The sequence below is a fragment of the Vibrio lentus genome (genome assembly GCF_030409755.1).
GTDB classification, from domain to species: Bacteria; Pseudomonadota; Gammaproteobacteria; order Enterobacterales; family Vibrionaceae; genus Vibrio; species Vibrio lentus.
The window spans coordinates 149190-173192 of sequence record NZ_JAUFQE010000002.1; the positions used below are offsets into that span (position 1 = coordinate 149190).

13 protein-coding genes and 3 pseudogenes are annotated in these 24003 nt (G+C 40.4%); 11 read left to right on the forward strand and 5 right to left on the reverse strand.

Features of this window, described 5'->3' with window-relative positions; all coding sequences use genetic code 11:
* Positions 1-182 precede the first annotated feature (182 nt).
* Genes QWZ07_RS09000 through QWZ07_RS09015 form a run of 4 tightly spaced genes read left to right on the forward strand, consistent with a single transcriptional unit; the run spans position 183 to position 6994 of the window.
* Positions 183-1415: a site-specific integrase gene (locus QWZ07_RS09000; protein ID WP_192853460.1), complete on the forward strand. Its 1233-nt coding sequence runs from the start codon at positions 183-185 to the stop codon at positions 1413-1415.
* Entirely contained in the window at positions 1408-3657 is a 2250-nt protein-coding gene (locus tag QWZ07_RS09005) for a hypothetical protein (protein ID WP_192853461.1), read from the forward strand. The genes QWZ07_RS09000 and QWZ07_RS09005 overlap by 8 nt, the downstream gene beginning before the upstream one ends.
* Positions 3658-3666: 9 nt before the next feature.
* Positions 3667-6450: a hypothetical protein gene (locus QWZ07_RS09010; protein ID WP_192853462.1), complete on the forward strand. Its 2784-nt coding sequence runs from the start codon at positions 3667-3669 to the stop codon at positions 6448-6450.
* On the forward strand, positions 6443-6994 hold the full coding sequence (locus tag QWZ07_RS09015) for a hypothetical protein (protein ID WP_192853463.1): 552 nt from the start codon (positions 6443-6445) through the stop codon (positions 6992-6994). The genes QWZ07_RS09010 and QWZ07_RS09015 overlap by 8 nt, the downstream gene beginning before the upstream one ends.
* A 216-nt stretch (positions 6995-7210) precedes the next feature.
* Here QWZ07_RS09015 and QWZ07_RS09020 read toward each other — a convergent pair.
* Together QWZ07_RS09020 and QWZ07_RS09025 are read right to left on the reverse strand one after the other, a co-directional pair.
* Positions 7211-7605, reverse strand: a pseudogene (locus QWZ07_RS09020) (IS66 family transposase); the annotation flags it as partial.
* Positions 7606-7627: 22 nt separating this feature from the next.
* Entirely contained in the window at positions 7628-7972 is a 345-nt protein-coding gene (locus tag QWZ07_RS09025) for a helix-turn-helix domain-containing protein (RefSeq protein WP_192853464.1), read from the reverse strand.
* A gap of 103 nt (positions 7973-8075) precedes the next feature.
* On the opposite strand from QWZ07_RS09025, the gene QWZ07_RS09030 reads away from it, so the two are divergent.
* On the forward strand, positions 8076-8606 hold the full coding sequence (locus tag QWZ07_RS09030) for a VspR family transcription factor (RefSeq protein WP_192853469.1): 531 nt from the start codon (positions 8076-8078) through the stop codon (positions 8604-8606).
* Complete coding sequence (locus QWZ07_RS09035; RefSeq protein ID WP_192853465.1) at positions 8600-9979, forward strand: DEAD/DEAH box helicase; 1380 nt, start codon at positions 8600-8602, stop codon at positions 9977-9979. The genes QWZ07_RS09030 and QWZ07_RS09035 overlap by 7 nt, the downstream gene beginning before the upstream one ends.
* A gap of 687 nt (positions 9980-10666) precedes the next feature.
* On the opposite strand, the gene QWZ07_RS09040 is transcribed toward QWZ07_RS09035, so the two are convergent.
* Entirely contained in the window at positions 10667-12184 is a 1518-nt protein-coding gene (locus tag QWZ07_RS09040) for an ISNCY family transposase (RefSeq protein ID WP_080967516.1), read from the reverse strand.
* Between the two features lie 516 nt (positions 12185-12700).
* Between QWZ07_RS09040 and QWZ07_RS09045 the strand changes: the two genes are divergently transcribed.
* Complete coding sequence (locus QWZ07_RS09045) at positions 12701-13009, forward strand: helix-turn-helix domain-containing protein (protein ID WP_032498521.1); 309 nt, start codon at positions 12701-12703, stop codon at positions 13007-13009.
* A gap of 601 nt (positions 13010-13610) precedes the next feature.
* Here the strand turns inward: QWZ07_RS09045 and QWZ07_RS09050 are convergent.
* On the reverse strand, positions 13611-15875 hold the full coding sequence (locus tag QWZ07_RS09050) for an nSTAND3 domain-containing NTPase (protein ID WP_192854234.1): 2265 nt from the start codon (positions 15873-15875) through the stop codon (positions 13611-13613).
* 792 nt (positions 15876-16667) lie between these two features.
* Between QWZ07_RS09050 and QWZ07_RS09055 the strand changes: the two genes are divergently transcribed.
* From QWZ07_RS09055 to dinB (QWZ07_RS09070), 4 genes and pseudogenes are all read left to right on the forward strand, one after another.
* On the forward strand, positions 16668-18821 hold the full coding sequence (locus QWZ07_RS09055) for an ATP-binding protein (protein ID WP_225998566.1): 2154 nt from the start codon (positions 16668-16670) through the stop codon (positions 18819-18821).
* A 250-nt stretch (positions 18822-19071) separates the two neighbouring features.
* A pseudogene (locus tag QWZ07_RS09060) lies at positions 19072-19290 on the forward strand (diguanylate cyclase); the annotation flags it as partial.
* 348 nt (positions 19291-19638) lie between these two features.
* Positions 19639-20688 (forward strand): DNA polymerase IV, encoded by a 1050-nt coding sequence (dinB, locus tag QWZ07_RS09065; RefSeq protein ID WP_192854235.1) that lies wholly within the window; start codon positions 19639-19641, stop codon positions 20686-20688.
* A gap of 162 nt (positions 20689-20850) precedes the next feature.
* Positions 20851-21870 (forward strand): annotated as a pseudogene (gene dinB / locus QWZ07_RS09070) (DNA polymerase IV); the annotation flags it as partial.
* A 66-nt stretch (positions 21871-21936) separates the two neighbouring features.
* Here dinB (QWZ07_RS09070) and QWZ07_RS09075 read toward each other — a convergent pair.
* Positions 21937-23871 carry a RecQ family ATP-dependent DNA helicase gene (locus tag QWZ07_RS09075; protein WP_192854237.1) on the reverse strand — a complete coding sequence of 645 codons (1935 nt, stop codon included), beginning with the start codon at positions 23869-23871 and terminating at the stop codon, positions 21937-21939.
* Between the last annotated feature and the right edge of the window lie 132 nt (positions 23872-24003).

Below are 24003 nucleotides of genomic sequence, written 5' to 3' on the forward strand. Positions count from 1 at the left end.
TACAGTTGTAAGATTGAGTTATTCCTAAATGTGCAGTGCAGGCCAAGATAAAATCAGAAAAATAATCCATGTCGATATGGATTGTTTTTAAACTCTGACGTGTTAGTTTGAAGAAAAATTTGTAAGTATTTTTATTGTTTACTACCTTTCACTTATAGGTGGCAACTTAATGGTAAAAATGTATGCAAAGAGTACGTGATAAAACTCATAACAAGCACTGGATTTATCTTGATGATAACGATGTGCCACTTCTGTTACCTTGCCTTTATAGTCGTTACACCACCTTGAATGGGCTTTCTGTTGTCCATGAGAAAGTAAAGAACGCTGAGACAGAGCAATATGACTTCCAATTCAAGGAGGTTGAAATTGGTGAAGATGCTCAAAACGTCAGGGGTGAGAAATTGGGTGTTTTCCTTGAGTGGTTAGAAGATTATGCCAAAGAATCAGATCAGCCCCTACTTACACTCGATAACCATATTGCTCTTCCCGATGAATATATGAATACATTCATTAATGACCATCTAGTTCATAAGATGGAAGTTAGTGAAGTTGTCGTTAATCGAGCAGTAATGTCATTAGAGAGTTATTACAACTGGCTTTCTTACTTCTTTGATATGTCATATAAAAAAATCTTTATATATTCAGAAAATAGACAATTAGTTCGCTTAAATAGCAAATCAAAACTTATCATAAAATATCTCCTTCCAGCGACAAGGGAATTGCTTTACGCCAATACAAATACTTTTTTGGAGGAGATTGTTCTACGCAATGGTGGAGAGCTTGGTTGTCGAACCAAAGAGAACCAAGGGTTTTACTTGGAAGATTTTAAGGCTGATGGCTTTATTCAAAAAGGCTTATTGAACCTTTTTAAAGATATTATGGCTAATCCTGATAAAGAGGAATTTGAGTACCACCTAGCTTCTTTTCACGCAAAATATGGTTCAAAGAGAAAGTTTTATATTCAGCGTTCTCACCTTAGTTTAATGAAGCGTTATTACGACCAAGAGCGCCCTAAAACTGAGAGTAACCAGTTATTGGTCTCCAACTCTACTAATGACACTTTTGGTAAGCCCGTAGGTAAACAATACGGCACTCAGCTTTTTTCTAGGGTGTTAGAGAAAGTTCGCAAATTAATACAAGAGAATCCAGAAGCTTACTCAGGTTATCAAGAGTTGGATAAAGCTCTGAGTTACCACCACTTAAGACACTCTTTTGGCACTGATATTTTTTATGAAGGTTGTCAACAAGCAAAGAAATCATACGAATCGATTACCACGGAATCTGCAGTGTATATTGAAACCGCAAGACGCTTAGGACACAAAGTAGATAGCAAGTATTCAAACCAAACCACAAAAATGTATATTCATGCTTGTGGCCAGAGAGAGCAGTTACTAAGAGAGGTGGTTCTTGGATAATTTAGAGGAATTTTCAAGCACTGAGATAGAAAGGGTGCTATCAAGTGAATTTAAGAAAAAGCAACCGATAGCATCACTAGAGTTGCCTTTCTCTGTTAAGTCTATTTCTATCCCTCAGAGTAGAAAAAGTGCTGCCTATATTCTATCCATGACTGACACCGAGGATTCCGATAAATCGATTATCTACAAGGCAATGATTGCGGCTTATAACTACGCCTTTTTTGACAAAAGTGCTGCGTTTTCTGCAACAGTATACTTTTCGAATGCAGCCAAACCATTCATTGAATGGCTCAATGCCCACAAAATTGAAAATCGCTACGAAGCTATAAAACTTTACGAAACCGACCGTATGGATGAGTTAGAGAATCATGGTGGTTATAGCCCTTTAATTACTTTGAAGTGTGTATTGGGTTATGCCATTGAGTCTGAATCATTAAGAAAAGAGTTAAGTAGTGATGAGTATGCGTATCTTATTGAGCTTCGCAAAACAAAACACACCCCTAACCTGAATAAGTCTCAAAAATCTATAGCCAGTTATTTCGGTGCATTAGACTGGTTAAGAAGAGACGATATTGGTATTGGAAGTGAGCTTTATTCCGCTCTCGCTTCCCCAAAGTTGGCGGTGAATTCATTAAGCTTAACCGCAGCTACTGTTATTCTTGCATTGAAAACCTATAAAGATGAACTACAAGCGCTGATTAGGAGTATTAAACCGCAGTTAAGTCCCTGGTTAGTTATTGAGTCAAAGGATAGTAGATTTGAGAGGTGTAAAGCAGTAGGTAATATCATTTATTTGATGTTGTCTGCTTACCATAAACAAGATAATTCATCGAATACCCTTAAAGCAGCGCTAGAGGTTTTGATTCTTTCTAATTCAAGTAGTTTAGTTACCTACAATACTATTACTCCAGCATTAAAGAGCCAGAATGAGTGTGATAGCCTTTTTTTGAATAAAAGACGTGACAAAACGAAAGTTAATGTGGGTTTCACAGGTTTGCATTCTTCTGCAGTACTAGATGGCACTCTTTTCTCTATCGAGTGGATTAAGGGTGTGTTAAATGGCGATTCATCAAAAGCACTGACTAATGTAGAGGGGTTAATGTTTGCTTGGTTGATGGCCAGCTTAACGGTGCAACCAAATGACATACCTAAACTAAGGCACTCTGATTTTAGATTGATGAAAGTTGGTGGAAGAGTCACTAATATTGAGTGCGAGTATTTTAAAGGTCGGGCTAAAGTGTTTCATACAACCCGTTCTTTATCCGCTCGAACACCAGAAGGTAAGGCGCTTTTAACACTACTTGAACAGCAGGATGAAGGCTTGCCTTTCTTTGCTAAACAATTATTGGTAATTAGTAACAACATCAACGCACTTTTAGGTGTTTTTGCTGCGATACTTCAAATAAGCGACTTGTCTGAAAAGCTTGAAGCTGCACACGAAAAACAACAGCAACCCAATTTAATGCCTCAAGTAATTTGCGTACTGATTTCCCACGGTGCCCATCCTGAAAATGTTATTGATAACCCTAGGAAAATAACGATAGAAGAGAGATGTAAATTAGTCGCTCAATCGCAATCACCTTGCCAGAGAGGTATTTTCGGTCTTCAAGTTATTAAAAATAGTGCAGTTCATGCATTTAGTGACTCATACACATTGAATTACTTGATTAATCGAAACTCTCATTCGAACCAAACTGAGAAAGTAAGCTACCTAACCGAAGATAATGAAGAATGGATGAATAGCTCTGGTCGAATCACTCGTGAGGTGATGCTGGATTTGATTCATAATGTTTTTAATTTGAACTTTAAGGCTGAGAATGAAAAACAAGTCGCAGCATTTAATAGTGAGTTTATGGCGGTCACAGATTTGATTTCATACAAGCATGAGGAAATGAATGCAAGGCTTAGAGTCGTCACAGGGCAAGAAAAGGGTCGAGTTAATGAAGTGGGCGTGATGGCGTTGAGTGACCAAAAAGAAAATGAAGCGTTATCGCCGATCTATGTCTCAGATAGCCCTATTACTGTTTTAAAAATGCACAATTATCTCCATGAATTCAAAAAGAACTATAAGAAGCTCCTTTCTCATAATCCTGACCACTTATTTAAAACTGTGATACCGACTGTGGAATGGCTAGAAGACACCCTACCCAAGATGAGTAAAGCATCACAACGTAAAGGTAGGGAGCAGTTTGACTTAATGATAAAAAATGGCGTGGTAATGAGCGTCTTTCACTCGATGTAAGGGGGATTTATGACACAAAAAGTATTTAAAAATCCAGTTGATAGTTTTTGGTATGACCAGAATTTAAAGTTGACCGCTAACCCATTTTTCATGAGTGATAAAGGCGATGTATATTCTGATACTTGGTACTTTAAGATTAGACGCAATGGCGCTATCACAACATTGGATTTTTCATTGTTTGATTTACCCGCTTTTAACCATGAATCCATAGCGACTTACTTAAAGGATGGGTGTGACCACCCTTTAAATGCGAAAAAATATGCAAAGTTAGTTTGTCTGAGTGTCATCAGTCCTAGGGACTCTCAAGCTGTTCTTCCTGTTTATCAAATGATGCTGCACCTTTTCGCCTTCCTTAAAGAGAATAGCGCAACAAGCCTTACTGTATCGTCATTGGAGTCTTTTTGGATATCAGTTATGGGAAGAACGACCAACCAGTATGGATTTGTGAATCGTATATCAACGCCTTCTTATCGAGGAGCAATTAAACCAGTTCAATTTCATAAAATAAGAAATAATCTTAAAGCATTAGGTGTTGTTGGTGTTATTGATTCCATTCCAACACAAAAAAAAATAGAAAAAAGCTTAGATGAAGTCTGTCAATCACAATACAGCACAACGCTCAATGAGTTTAAAAAAGGCGGTAGCTTTAACTTTCTTGGGCTTGAGTTGGGGCAGTATTACGTTGACCATCTTAATCAGGTTTATCAAAACGACTTTCTGTATGCCTCTGTATGTCGGTTGGTATTTGAGAGTATCGACACTAAATATGGGATGAAGAGTTTAGATACCAGTTTATCTAATAGCCTCCGTGAAATCATACTTACTGCAATATTAAATGACAAAGAGTATAAGCCTACCGGCCACAGAGGCGGAATTAATTTTAATGCTCTTGCAGTGGAAGTGAGAGATGCGCTTTTTGAGGAATACTTGAAGCGATTTGAGTTGGTAACGCCTTTAAAAGACCAATCCATTGAAGCGTTAGTTATTGAGTTAGGATTATTCTCTCGAAGTGATTCAGTGGAATTAATTCGAATATTAATGCTGCAAAAATACTTAGGTTTAGAGGGGAATAAGAAATCACATCAGGTATGGCAAGGCTATTTGCTTTCATTAGATAAAACCTTTTTAGAGGCAGAATCTTTAAGCCAATTATCCGTAGATGATGTGTACGAAAAAATGCAAATAATTGTCTCTAAGCAAAGATTGGGGAGGGAGCTGTTTCTTGCTGATATTGGCGTTTGGGCAAATAAACAATTCTTTCATTCAGAGTTAAAAACGTATCGAAGCTTTAAAGAAATTCTGAATATTCCACTTTATGCGATGACTAATCTTGTTGTGGCGTGGACAGGCTATCGACTATCTGAATTCGGTTTTCCATTGAATGCGATACACTCTGAACCGAATTTGGATATTCTCGACAATGCTCACGTTCCATTTCGCTTCAAGCTTAAATGGCTTGTCCCTAAAACGGGCGGTTCAACCAAAATTAATCGAGAAATCACCTCTCAGTGCTATCTAGTTGCCGCACAATTAAATGAGGTGTTCGGGCGTGAAGGTGATGAGCCGTGCCTATATTCTTGTGCAGAACAGGCTAAAAAGGAGAGCATTAATCAATCTGCAAAATACATTGATAATAGAGTTAGAGCGAATTGGGAAGGCTTTGTCAGAGCGTACCAGCCTTTTAATGATGTGGTTAAGCTCGATACCTTAAATAGCAAGCACACTGCTCAGTTGACGATTGATGAGCAAAAAGAATTAGAATTGCTGTCAGCCAAATACAGTATTGGCAGTGCTCGTTATAAGAACTTGCTTTCTTGTGCTCAAGAGGTGAAAAAAGATTGGGTGAGACTGTCCTGCACAAGTTTTAACTCCGCTAAAGCTCAAAAAGCGCTGAAAGTCTCTATTAAACTATTCTCTAAAGGTGAGCCTCTTGAAAATACAAAGCATCAAGAAATTATCGAAACTTATCTTTCCGATGAAACTAAAGCGCTGCTAGTCAATGGCTCAGTGGATTTGAATGATAAGAAAACAACGATGGATATTAGCTCTGAGTTATTAAAAGGTGCGCGCTATCCTTCTCCCCACGCTTTTCGTCATATATGGGCTGAGTCAGTTCTCACACGCTATCAGGGTGATGTGGGTGCGGTTATACGCCACCAGTTTGCTCACCTAGATAATTCTTTCTTCATGGCGTACCTAAGGGATAAAGATGCTAGAGGGTTAATGCAATCAGCGAAGCAGCGTTACCTAAACTCATTGGTCGAATTGCTGATTATAGAGTCAGAGCAAGTTGGTAAAAAATACGTAGGCGGTTTGGCACAGTTCGTGAAAAAAGCGACAACATTAACGCAAGTGAAAGATGATAATGGAATACTTGCTCTAAGAGAGGCGTTAAGTGGTCGTATCATTGATATTCAGGTGAATACTTTCGCTACTTGTATTCCTCGTGATGGAGCGGATTCTAGAGCAAAATGTTCGAAAATGGGGTTGTTAAACCCACAAGATGCCAAGCCTGATCTTTGTCTGAATTGTACCAATGTACTCATCACTGAGGGTAATATCAAAGGGATATGGCAAGTGATTCAACCAATGGTTAAAGAGTCGTTACAGGAGCACGCTTTTGGTTTCTTTTTAGAGGCACACCTACCAACACTCAAATCAAGCTGGAAGCGCATCAAAGAGCTTAGAAGTGAAAAGAACGTTGTGAGTGTCGATAAGATTTTAGCTGCAATTAGCAAAGCAATTAATGCTATAGAAAGTAAGGTTAAGGAAGAGGAAAAGCTGTATGCATAATGACTTTGAATTAGATGAGCTTATGTCGGATAAGTTTCTGGACTCGTTAGACGATACCTTAGATAAATCAGAACAGAATGAACAATCTTCATGGGTGGTTAACGAATCCGAGCATACAACCCATAAAGCTTACCATGCCATTCTTAATTTAAAAAAAGAAGCCGAAGAAGCGATTTCAAGCTTTGGTGAGGTAGCAACAAATAAGACTAAGAAGTTCTACCAAATTAAAAAGTCTAATGTAGCTAGAGTGGTTGGCCGGTCAGCACAAAGCATTTTTAATGCGTCCTCATTCAGTAAAGACATTGAAGGCTTCTTTGATGATGTTAATCAAGAGCTTTTAGAGATGCATGAAATTGAACAAAAGAAGCAATTAAAAAGAAAGAAAACGGGCATCAGAGTTAATAAAAAAGAAGTTATTGTTCAGAGTCATCAATCTTTAGAAAAAAAGTACAACGCACTTAAAGCTCGAAGCGTCAAAGAAACATTGGATTTAGCCGTTGCCAAGATGCCTTTGGATTTGAAAGCAAAAATGGGACTTATGTAAGTCGTCAAAAAAGCTATATTTTCGTTACAAACAGATGCATATATCTTGGGCTTAATCTTCATCTGGAATCAAATCATAGATAGAACATTTGAGAGCTTTAGATATCGTAAACACCTTATCTAAAGTCACATTTTTTCACCACGCTCAAGAACACCAATATAATTTAAACTAAAGCCGCACTGTAGTATCCGACTCATGAACCCACGGGGCGACTTGTTAGTGTTTGAAGTTCCAAGGTAGGAGTGAGTCGATATCAGACTCTACTTTCGCCAGCTCTTTCATGCACTTGACCATGTATTCGTAGAGGATAAGACCATTGGCTTTCGCAGTCTCGATGATGCTGTAAAGCATGGCGCTCGCATCAGCACCGTTTGGTGTGTCTGAGAATAACCAATTTTTTCTGCCAATGACTAGCGGTTTAATTGCGCGTTCAGCGCGATTATTATCGATAGATAAGTGACCATCATCGATATAACGTATGAGCTTTGGGCATTGTGCCCGAGCGTGTATTTTATCGCTTTATCTAGTGGACTAGAGCCTATCACTTTCTGGGTCGTCATCCATTCGTAAAGTTCATCCAGTATCGGCTTGGCATGCGCTTGACGCTCCGAGCCCTTTCGCTGGATCGTGTAGTTAATCCCTTATCGGACAGCTATTTTCAAATGACTCTTCAATAAGCCGCACTGTCACCTCAAGAATCTTCTGCTTATCCGTTTCAGACAGCTTATTTAGATTCACAGCTAACTCCGCAGAAATCTCATCTTCACAAAAGAAGTAACTCAAAGGCACACCAAGTTCATCTGAAATTGACTTTAACGTATTGATATCCGGCGCATGTTTTCCCTTTTCGTATTGATTCATTCTCGGGCTTGCGGAGCTTTCATCCATTCCTATACGCACCCCCAAAGCTTTTTGGGAGAGTTTCGCTTTTTTGCGTGCTTCTTTAAGACGCTCAGGGATTGGGTTAGTAAATGACACTTATAGTTCATGTCTCTGATCTCAAGGTAACTAAGATTTTCTTAGTTTTACTGATTTCTGTATACTAAGCAATCCTTAGTTTTTGGTTGGTGTAATTTTGGAAATGAAACGGGCTCGAAGAATTAGTGCGGTCATGCACAAGTTATTGATAGAAAGTGGGTTAGATGGATTCACCGTGCTAGAAGCGAGAGATTTATGGCTATCACTTGGTAATGTGGACTCCAATTCAGCCGAAGCTCGTAAAAAGGTGTACCGAGCAATTTTTCACTTTGAAAAGAAAAGTTGGTTGCGAAGTGAGGGATCAGGTCGGAAAAAGCGTTACTTTCAAACGGAACAATTTAAAGGTTTACATAACAATGTAACCACGAATAACCAAGCGGATATAAAGCCTAAAGTACCCATTCAAAACTATTCCATTTTGATCAATGAACGTAATGAATATAAGGGTGAACTTGAGATCGTACTTGGGGAGATTGACGAATATCAATCGATCGTATCTCGATTTCCTGAGCTAGAAAATAAACTAGCCCCTTTGCATCAAGAGGCTAAAGAGCGCGCCGCTTTATTGCTCGGTAAAGTGAATGTTTTAACAAGGGTGCTGAATACTCTCTATGAAGGAGATGAGCCGTGTTAAGGGAATGGCAAGGTGAATGCTCTGACAGAGCGTTGAAAAAATATCAATCCAGCAGCTCACATTTCTTTTGCCAAGCTACACCAGGGGCTGGTAAGACAGTGCTTGCCGCTACTATTGCGTCAAGGCTGCTACAAAGTGACATGGTAGATCTTGTATTGTGCTTCTCGCCATCATTGACGGTTTCTGATGGTATAAAAAGAACCTTTTCATCGATACTTAATTGCACATTTAATGGTGGTATAGGAGCTATAGGGCAATCTTTAACATACCAATCTATCCAGTTCCTCAATGAGGAGTTTTGGCAAACATTACGGAAGCACAGAGTCTTTGTTGTCTTTGATGAAATACACCATTGCTCTGGCTCTGAGGTTGAAAAGGCGAACATTTGGGGGCAGCAAGTTCTTACAAAGATTCAAGGGCTTGCTACTTTTACCCTCGCACTTTCAGGTACACCGTGGCGTTCAGACTCTTTACCCATTGTCATGGGTGAGTATAGCGACCCAGACGGACAGCTTCTTGTCGATTACCAATACACTCTTAAACAAGCTATAGCTGATGGTGTTTGTAGAACGCCTAAAATCGTCTTGGTTGATAATGAACACTTATCTGTTAATAGTAGCGAAAAAGTCGAATCCTTTTCATCAATATTAGAGATGCTTAAACAGACAAAAGCATCCTACCAGAGTGTTATTCACAACCAAGAGGCGATGGAATATCTACTCTGTTTAGGGTGTGAGCGGTTAGAAAAAGTACGTACCAGGTCCCCCAATGCCGGTGGGCTGATTGTTGCAGCGTCGGTTCAACATGCGCAAACAATCAAAGAGATACTATCTCAAAAGTTTGGGCAAACCGTTTCTATCGTCACTTATCGACATGAAGAACCGCTGGCAGAAATAGAGCGTTATCGACAAAGCGACGCACAATGGATTGTTAGTGTAGGTATGATCAGTGAGGGTACTGATATTCCTCGCCTTCAAGTATGTTGCCATATGAGTTCAGTCAAAACGGAATTGTATTTCAGGCAGGTGCTCGGAAGAATACTTCGTGTGAATAATACAATAAACCAACAAGCGTGGTTATTCACTTTTGCTGAACAAAGTCTGATTGAGTTTTCTGAAAGGATTGAACAGGATATTCCTGAGTCTCGTCTCTATGTAAGTATGGGGAAACCTATCGAAACAGAGTTCTCTGGTCGAGGAAATAGCTTAAGTGTCGCGCTTCCGCTTGAGTCCCCAAAAGGTGGGAGAACAACAGTATCTTGGGAAAGCAGTACAGACAGTTCAAATAGTCTCTATGGAACACTAGGGGCGTTTGATGAGCTTCGACTTGGGGCATTTAAGCAGAGAGTGATCTCGGCTTTCTCTTCTATGTAGTTGAAAAAAACATAGGCTACAATTTCACTAAAGGCACACTGGGGAGGCCGGAATGAATTACTTTGCAGAGGACCCCTTCTAGGTAATGCAAACCTGGAGGGTAAATGAAAAGGCTAAAACAGCAGTACCAGAACCGTATAAAATACCAGTGCCAATATCTTTGGGGTCTTTATCCAAGCGTTCGCAGTGGAACTCATAAGCACTTTTCTACCAAGCAGGAAAAGAGCTATTATTTTCTTCACAAGGTTGAGTGTAGAGGTTACCCGATTAAACTGCGAGCCGCGCGAGGAAGAGCGTTAGCTAACCCATGGGACGACTACCCGTCGTATGTGTATGGCCTAGCAAAAAGTTGGAAGCATAACTCGAGGCGTCAAAAACAATACTACCGATAACCCATCAAAGCTCTCTATTCTGGAGAGCTTTTTTATACGAAATACTCTCTTCAATCGAAGGCTAATTATTAGCATCACTATGGTGTTATTTTGATTTTAAATTATTGATTTTAAATGTTAATTTATTGACGTTTACGCTGGTTGTTATTAAGTAAACCACCCACATCGCAAGTTGCGATGCGCAGGTTGCGATTCGCTACCTGCGAATGTGATTACCGAGGGAGGTTGACGGTCTAAATACCGAAGGATTCTGTCGTTGCTTTATTCATAGTAGTCCACTATTGCAGATTAGTTTCTATTCGATAATTGATTCCTCGGCACGTGCCTCCCGTAACTCTCTTGTATTCAGCTTTTCTTCAAGCCAGATGTTCCTTACTGTTGAGTGACTAATCGAGATGTTAAAGCGCTTCCTCATCTCACCACTTATCCTAATAGAGGTTAGGTGAGGCGATTTTAGTGTTAATGAGATGACGATATTTCGAGTCTTTTCATCGATGCGATTATTGTTGTGTGATTGACCATACAGACGTTTCAAAGCAAGTGGGCCATGGGCTTCAAGTAATTGACGGTTGTTGTGAATGCTTTTGACAGAACAACCGCTTTGTCGAGCCGCTTCTCTCACATTGCCTAACTTATTGGCAAGCTCTATGACATCGAGCTTTTTCTGAACTTCTTCTCCGTATTCTTTCCTAGAGCTAGGCTCAGTAAGCTCTTTAATCGATAACTCTCGGTCGGCAAAATAAGCCGTAAAACCCCCATCAAGTTGCTTACGTAATTCGACTTGTTGACTCACGATAGAGTGCCGTAACGGGGAGGTGATTTGATACATTGCGTTGGCGTAACTGAAGGTATGATCTCGACGGATTTTTCGATATTCTTTTTGAATACATATCGCGTCAATGTTCAGGTACTTCGGAACGGGTGTATGCTCAGAGCGCATTAATTTGGCGTTAACTGTGAGGGTCGTTGCCCAATACTCAGGGATGAAGGTGTTTTGTAGGTAGTTATTTGCACTGATCATATCAGTAACCCCAGCCAACCTTAACTCAGGGACTAGACGATCTTGGAACGTATCAAAGGCACGTTCGATGCGACCCTTGCCTTGAGGCGAATTGGCAAAAATAATTTCTATACCCAGCTCTTCACAGGCTCGTTGCATCTGGGAGAAGTGGCAACGTTTTGGTCCACCGAAGATGCCAGCTCTATCGACATAAAGAGTCTTAAAAAGCCCTTTTTTCTCGATATAAGTTTTCATTACTTTGAGGCATCCTTCGGTGGTTTCTGAAGGGAAAAACTCCGCATGAACCTCACTGGTTGCATCATCAATCATGGCGATAAGACAAGATTTTTTATCACCGAACCAAAGGTGTGGACTGCCGTCCATTTGCAGCATTAAGCCTTCGGCCTCCATACGCTCACGTCGTCTTCTTACCTTAGAACGTCGATGTTTGGCTCGTTTTACATGATGGATTTCATGTGCCCAGGTACGAAGCGTCTCCCGCTTTACTTTGATGCCTTCAAATACCTCTAACATGTCGGCGAGATGAAGCATGTTAAAGTCGTAATACTTGGCCTTTATAAGAGCTTGAACTTGCTGCTTTAAGGTAATGGGTATTTTATTAGCGGGTGTCCTTCCTGTGTTGCCATGAACCACAAATCGGATACCATCAGAGCGATATCGCCTGAGATAACGTTCAATGGTTCTGCGAGACTTATTGAGGAGCTTAGAGGCATTAGTAATTGATATTTTACCGAGAGCAACTTTCGCGATGATATCCACGGTAAGCTGAGATTGAGTATCCATAACGATCATCCTATACACCCCTGACTAATTCGTAGCACTAGTCAAAGGATTACGTAAAAATAGAGACCGTCAATTTCCCTCGGTAATTAAGCGAATGACAAAGTCGCTTGGTAGTTACGATACGACAGAATCGCTTGGTGATCACAGATTCGCTACCTGCGAAACGAAGTTATTTTTGCCCCTTTTCTACTTAGTGCAATTACTCAGTAATGATTTGCGCTGCTGAGTTTTTCATACGTGAGTTATGGTAGGAACTGCGTATGAAAGTTGCACGTACGGTTTCTAGAGAGGCAGCACTTCGTCTACTCAACTAAAATTTTGCTTGTGCCGACTGTCTATTTAAATCATATGAGCGGCAATTGACTTACTTTTGGTATTGTCGGTAATGTGTCTTTGGGTGTGAGTTACACAGGTACGAAGAGATGTAATGTTACCGGTTGAGTTGCCTACAATAAAACGAGCATCAGGATCTTTTGTGAAACTACGCTTTCACATTTTGAACATTAATGGAGATATAGTTTCATTATGAACTCACGTCGTAGAGCAGTGGTTTTTCCTAGACAGCAACGCATCCTCGATCAACTGGGTGAGAATATTGAGTTGGCGTTGAAGCGACGGCATATATCACAGGAGTTGTTACACCAACGAACGGGGGTATCAAAACCGACATTACGAAGGATTATCAGAGGTGATTCAACAGTGTCTATTGGGCACTATATGATCGTTTTGTCAGTATTAGGCCTCGAAAATGACCTTGGTATGGTCGCCAGTGATCGTGTGCTTATTGGTAAACTTGAATCGATAGAGAAGCTTAAGAGTAATTCAAATACATGAAACATTGTTGTTCTGTTGCCTTTAGGACCGCTATAGTTTTCAGCTACTACTTAGTCGTTATTTGGGACTGGCTAACATCTAAGTAATGATTAATCTTATCAGCAGCAGGAGTTCACAATGAAAGTTTATGGACAAAAAACGATAGAAGTCGTTGTTGATCGACATTGTGATATTTGTGGTGTTAGCGTGATGGTCGATTCAAATGGCGTTCAGTTAGAAGAGGTTGGTTAACTGACTGCCAACTGGGGATTTGGGTCAAAAATGGACGGTATTATTCACCACCTTGATATGTGTGAAAGTTGTTTTCAAGTTGCATTATCTGCTCTAAAGTAGCATCGTCGAAGCATTGTGATGTTCGATGTTGAGCAAGACCTTCCCGATGAAAAATTTGGTCAACAACCTGTTGGCTAAAATCAGACTCGCTTGTTAGTGAAGCAAGCCGTTTCCCAATTGTGCAACAACCTGTTGCACAAATCAGTCAAAATCAAAAATGCCCCTTTCTGTGTTGCAGGCACAGTAAGCCTGTCCATTTTTACCAACTCTGTTGACCAAATTTTAGTAATGCTACAGAGTATTTATCGAAATCGCGCTGGAGCAGATATCACTCATCTATATCATCAAAAATGCTTCGACTGCTCGTATAGCTTACATTCGGTTCATCAACTATGATGTCTCGCGAAGCCGAACTGTCTTCCTCCAGTGGGTTTTCATCGACCCATTCTTTAACTAACATGCGCTGTTTTTCTATAATATTTCTAATACGCAAACTATGTGGATATTCATCTACAATGCCTGAAAGCAGTTGAGTAAAACGATTCATGTGCCACTCTGGGTCTTCTTCGGGATCGTGCTCTTCTTGATGTAAATAACGTACTTCCTCAATTCGCGGCAGTAATTCAGTACGAATCGCTTCTCTTAGTATTCTCACTTCCTTATCATTTAATAGTGAGCGGAGCTCAGGGTCACCTAGAACTCTGGCATCTTCACCATTTTGAGCATATTTCGAGACCGTAGTTACCAGTGTTTTACGCGCGCTTTCTGGTAAGATGCCTAGTTTGAACAAGCGAATAGCTAAGTCTACTTCTACCGAAAAATCTAAGTTCGGCGTAGGGGTCGTGATATGATCAATTAATTTGGGGTCAGCTCTGAGATACGATTCGAGAAACTGCTTGTTGCACCGTCCGTTTAAAAAACTTAGCAGTTCTCGTCGAGCCCACCAACCTGACATCCATTGAGTCTTATAGGCAGAACTTGTTTTATATGTAATAAGTCGCTTAATGAGTAATTCAAACATAGAACTAGGCAGTACAACAGCTTGTTCAATGTCTACGTTGCCACAAGTTATCTGACGCATCAGCTTTTGGATATCGCTACCGCGGACATAAATCCCAAGCAGCTCCGGACTGCCTCGAAGCATGACAGAGTATGCGTCTCCAATAGTTGGGTGTTTGAAAGTCCAAAAGGACTTTCCGTCCGAATTCACGTGGACTACTAGACTATCGCGCAGTGCTTCGAGTGCAGCTGTACATCCTCCCAAGTCACTGCCCAATCGCCTCAGAGTATCATCCTCAGCAGCCGTCAATGTGACCGGGCTTTGCAATTGACCGTTGGACATATAAATTAATGCTAATGCTGCTTTGCAACCGGCGTCTAGCTCTTTACAGGTATCTATGAGGAATTGTTCGCGCTTATCTACAAACCTCTCCAAGCTCAAATCAGACAGGTACAAATTTTTGGTGAAAAATGGATCTGCCAACCTCCTAGCTGTTTCTGGAATGAACCTATCATGATCTGCAACAGTCTCTAAATGTGGTTTAACCGCAGCACGAAACTCTCTGGGTTGTCTTCCAAGCTTTAGATGGTTGTAGAGAATCTGCCTTCGTTCGTCTGGCGTTAGGTTATGAACATCTACAACAACCTGGCTCTCCTGGAAGAGTGGGAAGGCGCCGTCCTTCAAATCCTGACGTGCACGATTATAGATGTAGTCTCGTGACGTCATAACGATACGGTTTCCTTGGCGAAGAATGGTTCTCACCTCATTGAGGATATGATTCCAACCGGAGGCAAGGCCACTTTCATACTGAGTCACTCCGAATGCGTCATCGATCCAGAATAGTTGGGACTTTTCATTAGGATTCCAACGCTCAACGACTGACTGGGGTGTCATCAACTTAACCACAGACGCTCCCCATTGGTCAGCAGATGACATAGCAAGTAATGATGCTATGGTCGTTTTTCCTGAGGCTGGCTCGCCAACTAGAAGCACAAAACTATGCGTGTCGAGAGCTTCAGCTGCTTTTCGATAAGACTCAGTTAAAACGACCTTAGCTAGATCTTCTTTCATTGTTTCGAGTACAGCTTTGGCTTGAGCATATGCTCGGTCGTCTAGAATTTGGCTCAAGTCTCCGAGACCGTATACTCTTGGAACCATCATCCTTAAATGCTTATTGTCACGAATTTGGTCTTCCAGCCAAGTGGAACCCAATATAAGGAAATCTTTGATTCCTGCTTCTTTGGACCTTTCCTTAATCTTTAGTTCGGTAGCACCGGAAACACCAGCGTTTGTCATTAGAATATAAATGTCACATTCATTCTTGCTGACTAATCGTTCGGCTTTGCTGAATTCGTCTTCGAGATCTGATGGTGTGAGAGAGTGCCCAACGCGAGCGGTGAACTTACATTGGATCACAAAGCGGCCAGAGAACAACTCACCATTTTGTTGGCTCCAGATACCTGAAAATGCTCCATCTCTACCGCCGTCATTAGTATCTAGAAAGGACTGGACCGTTTGACCGAGAACTTCGCGTAATACCGAAAGGCACAACTGTTGAAAGCTGTGCCAACCAAGAGTATGAAGATTAAACATATAAATTCTAAATCCATTTCTATTTTATTGGCTTAGCTTACATCATGCCATCTTCATCAGAAACACTTCAAAGGCCAATAGCTGAGTTTTGAAGGAGTGAACAAAATACTTATCCTAGCTTCTTAACTTGCACATAGATTCGCCCGAGCCCAGTAATAAGCTCGATATCCTCATCAAGTCCAACCGACACAGCATCGACATCAGCCGTTGGAGCTAATAGTAAGCATCCAACAGCATATAGGTGTTGATATAGAAATCCTCTGTGTACAGCTTCGATTCTCCTTAGCTGTATACCATCCAGTATATCTAGAGAGCGTGGCTCATCGCTTTCATGCATTACTATCTTCCTTAATCGTTTTTCTGTAACTAAATTAGCACTTTAATACATAGGAGTTAAGGTCATATCTAACAGAAGGTGTCTAGAACGTTAGTGGAAAATTACTTCAGATAGATAGGAACGCCTCTACCCCTTTCTGTGCTTACTCTCATAAAATCTCAATCCTCAACTAATTATTTTTTATGCATGATCTAATGGATCGTCCAAAGACAAGACTTGGTTTTATTACCTCGGACTCATGATGTGCTAGAAGTAAAGACTGAAGACGACCAACGCATCAGCGTTAAAACTCTGTTAACAGTTGAGCAGCAACTTGCCATAAGGCGTGATCAATGTGGATATATTGAGCCAACTTCGCTTCATTACGGTGGAGTAATTTTCGATTATTTGACGAAAGCCCTTATATGCAACAAGGCTTGTGTTACATTGAAAAAAACAGCTAGTTAGAAAAACTTATGAAAATCAATGTATCGAAAATCAAGAAAGATAGTATTTTCACTGACGAATATTTAGCGCTAACGCAGAACAACGAGTTAGATTTCGAACGTAAGAAAGTATGTGTGGTATATGGACCTAATGGTACTGGAAAAACAAGTTTATCCAAGGTCTTAAACCAAGACCAAGATGTAGAGTACACGCTGGACATTGGTGGTATAGAACATACCGAAAATAGTGATCCGATAGCTCATATCATATCAGACCAAAATGACAGAAACGTAATTCAAGGTGAGACTCAGGATTTTATCCTCGGCGATGATATTAAAAGGGAATACCAACTTAAAGAAAAACTGAACGACAGCTTTTCCTTACTGTTCGAAAAAGAACTTGTTGGTATCCTCAAGAAAAACTATCAAATAGCTAAAATGAGTACGAATTTTGATGAGCTCATTCTAGATAAAGACCTATTAGGTTACATAGCAGACATAGCAAATAGTCGATCCAGAGGTAAAAAAATAGATCGTAAAAACTTCATTGATAAAGTATACGGATACCAATTAGCAGAAACGCCAGACTATGATGAAGCGAAGCTAAGGTTTTTCATTGAGGATTTTGCCAAAAATGACTCAATCATTCGCGCTTTATCAAACTACAATTTCCAACTTGATGATAAAGAACAGAGCATAGTCAAACTTGAAGAGCAAAGCGAAGCTGTAATAATTCTAGAGAAATTTAATTATATAGATGAATGTTTAGTCTGCGACCATCCTATTGATGTAGTAGCTAAACTAGCTCAGAAAAACGAACAATATGAACAAACATCCAATCAAATGGATGAAAAAGAAAAAGAGATAGCAGAAAAGATCATCAAGAACCTGTCTCAGCCTGACTCGTTTAATATCAAAGATAGAGTTAGAACTGCTATAAAGAAATCTGATAAATCCTTCATTGAGGATCTAGTCGTTGAATTCAACAATTATAAATCAGTGTACTGGCAGCTTCTCAAACATGACTTTATAACAACTTCAACTAATCACGCGTTACAAGAAGACTATGAAGCCTATCAAGCATTACTCAAGAATAAGCCAACATTTGGAAGTGAAGACATATTGTTCATCGAACAGTTTCTAAATGAATCTCTTGAGCGTGAAATTTCGCTAGAGCGTGATGATAATAACAATATTAGACTTATGTTAGGAGGGAAAGACTTTTTAAACAAAAACCGCCAAGACCTTGAGCTAAGTAATGGTGAGCAGAACTTCCTTTCACTCGCATTTGAGCTCTTAAAAGCGAAAAACTCGGCATGTGAATTAATCGTACTTGATGACCCGATATCGAGCTTTGATTCCATTTACAAGAACAAACTAGCATATGCGATTTTAAGCTTCTTATCTTCCAAAAAGACTCTAGTCCTTACGCACAACACAGACTTAATTAAACTATTAGAGCATCAGGCAAAACAGTGCTTAAACTTGTACTACTTCAACAACGTATTAGGCGAGAGTAACGGCTTTACGCCAATTAACCCTCAAGAAATGTCGATTCTCTTGTACATCCATGAATTCTTAAACCTTTTAAGAGAGGATATAAAAACGGAAATTGATGATGAAAAACAATTTCTGATATCTCTAGTTCCGTTTATGCGTGGGTTTTGTCAAATTAGGGGATTGGTAGAAGAAAAGAACAAGTTAACTCAGTTAATGCATGGTTACTGTGATGAAATGATCAATGTTACAGAAATCTATGAGAAGCTATTTTCTGACAGAGTGCTAGGGAATGTTCATAAAATATCAGCGAAGGAAGTTGTTGGTTGGGACTATACAAAATTTAGCCCTTTAAAATCAGAATCTTACCCTTTACTATCAAAAACACTAAGGCACACACTTACATATTTATACTTGAGGCTAAATGTTGAAAAAGTTTTAGTTGATACATATGCCATCAATACAAACAAACACGATATGCTATCTAGTATCATTTTCGCATCGTTTAAGGGAAATGAACGTGAAAAGATACAACATCGTGTCTTTTTCATGTCAAAGAAGACTCTTCTAAATGAGTTTAATCACTTTGAAATGGATATGAACATCTTTCAGCCTGCAATCGATATTACAGACAAAGCTTTAAACAAAGAGCGAGAGCAGATACTCAAGCGATTAAAAACACTATGAATTAAATGATAGGCACCGAGAGGGGGCCTATCATTTAAGTACACTAGGAACCCAAGGAACTGCCGTAGAGCGTCGACTACCTGAAGTAGAAGACGCTTTCTCTAGTGGATTGGATGCTCTTAGTGAGGTGGTATGAAGGGTATCTGCTTTTCCATCCCTAATGTTATTCGCTAAATTTGAAATTAAGTAATTAGTCTAAATTGTTTTTGTCCAGAGGCGTGTCAGCATGATCGTCGTTGGCATGCCCCCAGTTTTTGTGATCAGCAAGGGATCGGATATCCCGCGCCTTCAAGTATGTTGTCATATGAGTTCATTAAAACGGAACTGTACTGCAGAAAAGTGCTTGGGCGCATACTTCGAGTTAACTCTTCAGAAGTACAACATGCTTGGTTATTTACCTTTGCTGAGCCAAATCTAATTGAGTTTGCAGAGCGAATTGAAGATGACATTCCGGAGTCATGTCTTTATGCCCACATGAGAGAGCAAAACAAGCCTCAGATTCCCATTCAGCGTAATGCTTCTAGTAATTCTCGCTCTTTGCTGAAGAGAGTAACGGCTCGAATGTTACTTGGGGAAGTAACGGTGCCCATGTCTATGAAGGCGGTTTCGGAGGGAGTCTAAGAGTATTTGATGAGCTTCAGCTTGGGGCATTTTGGAAAGGGTTATTTCGTCTTTTTCATCTATATAGTTGAACACTGCATCGTAGATTCTTTTGCTAATACCAGATTTGAATTGCTATACTGCTGTGCAAATACACAGTACAAAGGTGTTGAAAAAGGTTTATGCACCTAAACCATTCAAAAACATCGATTAAAGTATGCGAAAAATAATTCATATTGATCTCGACAGTTACTATGTCTCTGTAGAAGCAAGGGACAACCCCTCTTTACGTGGAATTCCTCTAGCAGTTGGAGGGAAAAATGGTCGCGGTGTTATTGCAACTTGTAGTTATGAGGCGAGAGCTTTTGGTGTGCGTTCGGCTATGTCTACAACAAAAGCGTTACAACTTTGCCCAAGCTTAACAGTAGTGTCTGGAAATATGGAAAAGTATAAGGCGGTATCTAGGCAAATCCATGAAATATTTAGACGGTATACGGATGTAATAGAGCCACTATCCTTAGACGAGGCGTATTTAGATGTCACAGGTTCTAAGCTGTTTCAAGGTTCAGCAACTTTAATTGCAGAAGACATACGCAAGTCTATTCAAACTGAATTGAATTTAACGGCTTCGGCAGGAATTTCCCCATTAAAGTTTGTTTCTAAAGTCGCTTCAGATGTGAATAAACCTAATGGTATATGTATTGTCCCACCTTCTGAGATCCAAACTTTTATAGACGAATTAGAATTAGGGAAAATAAATGGTGTTGGGAAGGTGACGTTAGAGAAATTAAACAAACTCGGCTTATATAAAGGGGATGATGTTAAGAATTTCGATAAAAACACTTTGATTTCAAAATTTGGCAAATTCGGACATACACTTTGGCAAAGGTGCAATGGTATTGATGATAGAGATATTGTTGTCGAAAGGATTAGAAAGTCAGTAGGGGTTGAGCGGACATATTTAAATGATATTCATAGTTTGGATGAATGCATACTAGCAATAAAGCCTCTGTATGTCGAATTAGAGCAAAGGTTAGAAAAAGCGCTTGCAGATAAAGTGATCACGAAACTCGGTGTAAAATTAAAGTTCAACGATTTTCAACAAACAACGGTTGAACATAAGTATGATGAAATGGATATGCAGTTTTTTATCAAGTTATGTGAAGAAGCCGTTGCTAGAAGTCATGGACGAAGTATACGTTTAGTCGGATTAAGTGTTGGTATTGAACCCAAGAAATCAACGGACCAATTACAACTCCCTTTGTGATTTTTGTAAGTGGATTTTTAAGAAAATACTAGTTTTTTACATAAATTTCTCGGATTTTTTTGTTAGGGGTTTTTGTTAGTAAGAATTTGTATCTAACCCTATGTTATAAAGACGCATTCACTTACTCAGCCAGTCAAACTTACATTTTTCACCTAAGGGTTCTTCAACGCAGCTGTAGAAATGCGTGACAACCCGGCTTACCGAAATCGACCACTTGCGGTTGGTGGGCATGAAAAACAACGGGGTGTCTTGAGTACTTGTAATTATGAAGCTCGCAAGTTTGGTATTCGTTCAGCGATGCCAACGGGGAAAGCACTGCAACTTTGTCCTAATTTATTAGTGGTTCCGGGAAGAATGCAGGTCTATGTTGAGATCTCTAAAAAGATCCGCGAAATATTTTCTCGATACACAGCATTGATCGAACCTCTTTCTCTAGATGAAGCGTTTCTCGACGTGACTGAATCAACATTGTGTCACGGTTCTGCGACCCTGATTGCCGAGTCAATTCGCCGTGATATTTGGAACGAGTTAAACCTTACGGCTTCAGCGGGTGTCGCTCCGATAAAATTTCTGGCGAAAGTGGCTTCGGATATGAATAAGCCCAATGGGCAATTTGTTATCCCTCCGCAAGACGTACAAGCTGTTATCGATGATTTACCACTCGAAAGAATCCCAGGCGTTGGCAAGGTCAGCATTGAAAAGCTCCATCTAGCGGGATTCTTTACATGCAAGGACATCAAAGGGGCAGACTATCGAGACTTGCTTCTGAAGTTTGGTCGACAAGGTGCATCGCTGTGGAAGCGAAGCCATGGTATTGATGAAAGAGAAGTCATCATAGAACGCGAGCGTAAATCCGTAGGCGTTGAGCGAACGTTTACTCAAAATATTTCGACTTATGCTGAGTGCTGGCAGGTGATTGAAGACAAATTGTTTCCTGAGCTTGAAACCCGCCTAGAAAAAGCCAGCCCAAGTAAAGCAATCATCAAGCAGGGTATTAAACTCAAGTTTGCCGATTTCCAGCAAACAACCATAGAACACATACATGCTTCATTGGATCGAGAACACTTCAAAGAGCTATTGAGTGAGATCTTAAAAAGACAACAAGGGCGAGAGATACGCCTGCTCGGTTTGAGTGTGATGTTACAACCTAAAGAACAAGTGAAGCAGCTGAGTTTCTTTTAATTTTCATCAGCTAGGTTTATGCAAACCTAGCTGACTTCTTGGCACTAGTACCGTCTTTTAATCTTCTTATCTTGGTAATCGTTTTACCAATGCTAAGGTTTCACTGAACGGTTGTTGTTCTAACTTTCCGTACCCCGACATTTTGCTGGCTTTTAATTTGGTAGAAAGCGGTGTCGCGATTCCACATAAAAAGCGCGTAATGGCTTCATCGGTAATCAGTTGTTGGCTGTTGGAGATGAATTCTTGAATCCAAGCGACGACGATCTCTTCATCTATAGGGCCAGCTTTCACGCTTGGTAGTGTGGCAATTTCACCTCGGCATACTGAGCAGTGACCACAGTTTTTGGGTGCTTTATCATCGGTGAAGTAACTCGCAAGGCGAGAGCTTAGGCAGGTATCAGCCTCAAAGAAGCTCAGCATTTGGTTAAGACGGTTTATCTCACTGTTCTCTTTTGCTTTAAACAACTCAGTTAAACGTTCTGATAATTGCATCATATCTTCAGATGTATTGTTGATCGCGTAAACATCGGTGATCTGCTTACTTTCCAACTCAATCCAGCCTTGTTCATTGAAGTAATCGATAGCCGCAATCACACGCTGACGATCGGCTTGGAAGTGAGTCCAAAGCGCATCGAAATCGACTTGGCACCAAACTCTGGCTTGAGGAGAGCATTGGAAAATCGCTTCTACAAAATGGCGACGTTCACTTTGGAATTGCTCGGTGATCTGCTGCTTAGGACGAATGAACTTAAATTTGTAGTCAGCAAAATAGCTGTATTTAGGTTCAATCACGCCTTCAATTTCTAGATAAACCAACAGTGTTTTTAGTGGAAGTTGACGAATGTTAGATTCACGCGATAGTTGGTTGAGCATGATCTCCCATTGGTTTGCTCCAGAAGCGCCATTGTTTTGGTTTTCGTAGATCTCTTTTAATACCGCTTGGATTGAGATGTTGTCTGGTGTATCACCAAATACGAAGTTCTCTAGCGTACTGAGGCCATACTTGTTGGCGAGAAGAATACATGCTGAAGGTTGACCATCTCGGCCTGCTCTGCCGATTTCTTGCGAGTAGTTCTCTATTGATTTGGGTAAATCGAAGTGAATCACACGGCGAATATTTGATTTGTCGACGCCCATCCCGAAAGCAATAGTCGCAACAATACAATGCACGTCATCATTCATGAATTGATGTTGAATCGCATCTCTATTTTCTGGTTTAAGCCCTGCATGGTAAGCGACTGCGTTGATTCCAGCATTGCGCAGTTGTTGAGCCACCATCTCTGCCGTTTGTTGAAGGGTGACATAAACGATGGTTGGAGCTTGAGGCGCTTGATTGGCGACAGAGCACAGCGTCTCTAGCTTACTAGCTTGTTCACAAGGCTGAATCGACAGATCGAGATTTTGACGATAGAAACCCGTAACCACAACACGTTCTTCATTGATATCAAACTTAGACTTCATGTCTTGGATAACTGAGGTGGTTGCGGTTGCAGTCAATAGCAATACCTGCGGGATATTCAACTGTTTTTGGTATTGAGGCAACTTGAGATAGTCTGGTCTAAAGTTGTGTCCCCACTCAGAAATACAGTGCGCCTCATCGACCACAAGTAGCGAGATTGGAACCTGAGAAATAAACTGACGAAAGCGTTCGTTCTTCAAACGTTCGACGGAGATCATCAGGATCTTGGTATCTCCGTTACGCACAGACTGCATCACCTGCTGAGTGGTCTGTCTGTCTTGACTAGATTCTATTGCAGCGGCGCTGATCCCTTTACTGTGTAAGAAGCTCAACTGGTCTTTCATTAAGGCTAACAGTGGAGAAATAACCAAGGTTAAATGAGGAAGTTCTAACGCGGGTAACTGGTAGCACAGCGATTTACCTGAGCCCGTCGGGAAGATAGCCGCGGTAGAGTGACCGGATAGAACATTATCAATGACTTGCTTTTGCCCATTACGCAGTGAATCGAATCCGAATACTTGTTTTAGCTTCTGCTCAATCATTTGTGTTCTACCTGAGTTGTTAAGTGTCGTATTGATGCTAAAGCGTTCGCCTGTCTATGATCGCGTCGCTTGATGAATCAAATGTCTTGCACCTGATTGTACCTAATTCTATTCTGTAGCTCCTATAGAAAA